Origin of the sequence: Lutimonas sp. (assembly GCF_051011215.1) — a bacterium.
Classification (GTDB): Bacteria; Bacteroidota; Bacteroidia; order Flavobacteriales; family Flavobacteriaceae; genus Lutimonas.
On sequence record NZ_JBPCUJ010000086.1, the window covers coordinates 1 to 3,477 of the forward strand.

Sequence of the window (3,477 nt, forward strand, 5' to 3'; positions counted from 1 at the left end):
TGTTGACGAAATGGGTTCTTGCTGAATCGTTGCTTGGTCAGCTTCGTACATCTGATATGCTGAAAGGATTTTCATAGGACAAACTTCTTATAAAAATACATAAAATTCAATTCCTGCAATCAAAACAAGGATCAAAAAAAAGGCCCTGACTTCATCAAGTCAGGGCCTTTTGTACTTTCATAAAACAAGTGCTATGATTTAAAAACACCCATATTCGCATATTTATCCATACGCTGTTCTATCAACTTATCAGTAGATAATCCACTAAGTTCCTTAAAGGCTTTCTTAATGGCAGCTTCAACTGACTTATAAGTTTTCTCTCTGTCTGTATGTGCACCACCAAGTGGTTCTTTGATGATCCCGTCAATCAATTTTTGTCGACTCATGTCTTTTGCGGTTAATTTAAGCGCCTCTGCCGCTTCTTCTTTGTATTCCCAGCTTCTCCATAGAATGGAAGAACAAGACTCAGGAGATATAACCGTATACCAGGTATTCTCCAACATCATCACCTTGTCACCAACACCAATTCCGATGGCACCGCCTGAAGCTCCTTCACCAATTACTATAGAAATAATCGGAGTTCTTAATCTGGTCATTTCGAGGATATTTCTTGCAATGGCCTCACCCTGTCCTCTTTCTTCAGCTTCCAAACCGGGATAGGCACCTGGGGTATCTATCAAAGTAATGACAGGAATTTGAAACTTTTCGGCCATCTTCATAAGCCTTAACGCTTTTCTATATCCCTCTGGGTTCGACATTCCAAAATTTCGGTACTGTCTTGTTTTGGTATTATAGCCTTTTTGCTGACCAATGAACATAAAAGACTGATCTCCAATTTTTCCTAAACCACCAACCATGGCTTTGTCATCTTTTACGGTACGATCACCGTGCAGTTCCATAAAAGTTCCTTTTGTTAAGGCCTTTATGAAATCTAAGGTATAAGGTCTAGAAGGGTGTCTCGACAATTGAACCCTTTGCCAGGCTGTCAAGTTCTTAAATATTTCTTTACGTGTAGTTTCGAGTTTTGACTCAATCTGCTGACAGGTCTCTGTCACATCAACATCGCTTTCTTCTCCAATAAGCTTGCATTTGTCCAGCTGGTCTTCTAACTCTTTTATAGGTAATTCAAAATCCAGATATTCCATTTTCGTTTCGTTGATTTTATTTGATCTTTAAGGGTACAAATATATAAACTTTGAACAACTATTTTTCTTTAGTTGTCATTCTTCCTTTAAATTTTCGGCTTTTCAAAATTCCATTCAAAAGGACACTACTAAAAATAATGAGAGACCCTATATAGAACTGCATACTCATCTGTTCTTTTTCACCAAAAATAATCAAGGCTAAAACAATTCCATAAACTGGTTCTAAGTTGTTGGTAAGCACAATGGTAAAAGGACTCATCTTTTTCAAAAGATTCGTCGCTACTACAAATGGATAGGCCGTACAAACAATAGCTAATATCAATAAATAAAACCAATCTGATTGACTTAATTTAAAATAAGCAAGGTTCAATTTATTTTGTGCAAAAAGCACAACAGTTAAAAATAAACCGGCAAAGAACAATTCATAAAATGCTATTTTACTTCCTCGATATGATTTGATCAACCTGCTATTATATACCGAAAACAATGCCACCAAAAATGCGGACAACAGGGCAATCAATATTCCCTTGGTATAAAGGGTTTCACTGTAGAAAATTACGACAAAGCCCAACATGGCCAAAAACGCCAGCAATAATTCATACACTTCCAGTCGTTTTTTCTCAAAGAATGGTTTTATAATAACTACAAAGAAGGCGCTCGATGAAAGCGTGATGAGGGTGGTTGAAATTGTCGATATTTTAATGGCATGAAAGAAGGTTACCCAATGCAAGGCAACCAAAACGCCTCCAAAAAATAATTTTATGAGATCGCTTCCATTTTCATTAAAAGAAATCCTTCTTATTTTTAAGAATATAAAAAGAGCGAGAGATGCCAAAAGAACCCGGTACCAAACCAAGGGTGTTGCTTCAATAGAAATAAGCGCTCCTAAAATGGCTGTAAATCCCCAAATAAAAACAATGAAATGAAGGTGAAGTTGATTCTTTAGTTTATTGCTTGGCTTTGACATACAGATAGGTTGCGATAAAACCAAATATAATATTCGGGATCCATACCATCAACAAAGGTATCGATTCTGCTGTGGAGCCCAAAACTTCAGATACCTTCATAAAGAATACATATAAAAACATCAAACTGATTCCGGCTGCCAGATTCACACCGATTCCACCTCTTCGCTTCTTGGAAGCAAGCGTCACCGCAATTAACGTCAATACGAAGGAAGAAATGGGTAAACTGGTCCTCTTATACAACTCTACCTTATAATTGTTTAGATTCTCTACCCCTCGGTTCTCAGATTTTTTAATATGATTGCTCAGGGTGATAGACGGCATCTCCCTGGCCAAATAATCAACATATAGTAAGTCTTTCGGCTCAAAATTAAACGTGGTATCCATAAAACTTCCTGAATCGAGGCTATCCTTATAGGCCCCGACAAATCTTTTTCTATAGGTACTTAAGCGATAGGTACTGTCTTTCTCGTTCCAGCGAATATTTTGAGAAATGATCTTATACACTAATTTATTCCCTTCAAAATGTTCATAGGAAAAATTATAACCGTTCTTGGATTTAAAATTAAAATATCCCAGATAGATATAATCACTTTCACTTAACTGCAAGCTCACCTTGCTTACCGAACTTTTAGTTTTTTTCTTATAAATTGATCTCAGGTAGGTTTCTTCGAATTTCTCTAAAGCTTTATTGGAATTCGGCACAATAAAATGATTCGAATACAATGATATAATGGTAATAAGAGTGGCTCCTATTAAATACGGGCGCAAGAAGCGTCGAAAAGATATCCCTGAACTGTGAATCGCAATGATCTCTGAATTTCCCGAAAGCTTTGAGGTAAACATAATCACAGAAATAAACAACGCCAATGGCATAAACGTATTTCCGTAATTAATGACGAAATGAATATAATAATCGTTTATAATTTCACTGACAGTAAGATCCTCCGCCTTCAAAAATTTACCCACCTTTTCTGATACATCTATTGCCATCGCAATAGGTATCAAAATAAGCAAGGTGAAAATAAAAGAAGTAAAATACTTCTTTAGTAAGTACTTATCGAGAATCTTCAAATTGAAATCATATTAATTAAATGACCTTGTTAGAACTGTCGTTTCTATAATCTTTTATCCATTTGGCGAACCATCATATTCTTCCACTGGAGAAAATCTCCCGCTAAGATATGCTTTCTCGCTTCACGAGTCAACCAAAGATAGAAGCCTAAATTATGTATGGATGCGATTTGCTTTCCAAGATACTCATTGGCAGCAAACAAATGTCTCACATAGGCCTTAGAATATAATGTATCTACCGTCGTAATACCCATTTCATCCAAAGGAGAAAAGTCATCTTCCCACTTTTTATT

4 protein-coding genes are annotated in these 3,477 nt (G+C 36.2%); all 4 read right to left on the bottom strand.

The features are described from left to right. Positions 1–191 precede the first annotated feature (191 nt). Positions 192–1,145, bottom strand: coding sequence for an acetyl-CoA carboxylase carboxyltransferase subunit alpha (locus ACR2MV_RS08015; RefSeq protein WP_434021388.1), 954 nt, complete (start codon positions 1,143–1,145; stop codon positions 192–194). A gap of 58 nt (positions 1,146–1,203) precedes the next feature. Continuing rightward, entirely contained in the window at positions 1,204–2,112 is a 909-nt protein-coding gene (locus tag ACR2MV_RS08020; RefSeq protein WP_434021389.1) for a DMT family transporter, read from the bottom strand. Further along, entirely contained in the window at positions 2,093–3,184 is a 1,092-nt protein-coding gene (locus ACR2MV_RS08025; RefSeq protein WP_434021390.1) for an LptF/LptG family permease, read from the bottom strand. The genes ACR2MV_RS08020 and ACR2MV_RS08025 overlap by 20 nt, the downstream gene beginning before the upstream one ends. Before the next feature lie 44 nt (positions 3,185–3,228). Then, on the bottom strand, positions 3,229–3,477 hold a 249-nt coding region (locus ACR2MV_RS08030; RefSeq protein WP_434021391.1), incomplete at its 5' end, for a tRNA-guanine transglycosylase.

Bases quoted from the DNA above. Each gene is read 5' to 3' on its own strand.
- ACR2MV_RS08015 (WP_434021388.1), bottom strand. From the start codon at position 1,145: ATGGAATATCTGGATTTTGAATTACCTATAAAAGAGTTAGAAGACCAG.
- ACR2MV_RS08020 (WP_434021389.1), bottom strand. From the start codon at position 2,112: ATGTCAAAGCCAAGCAATAAACTAAAGAATCAACTTCACCTTCATTTC.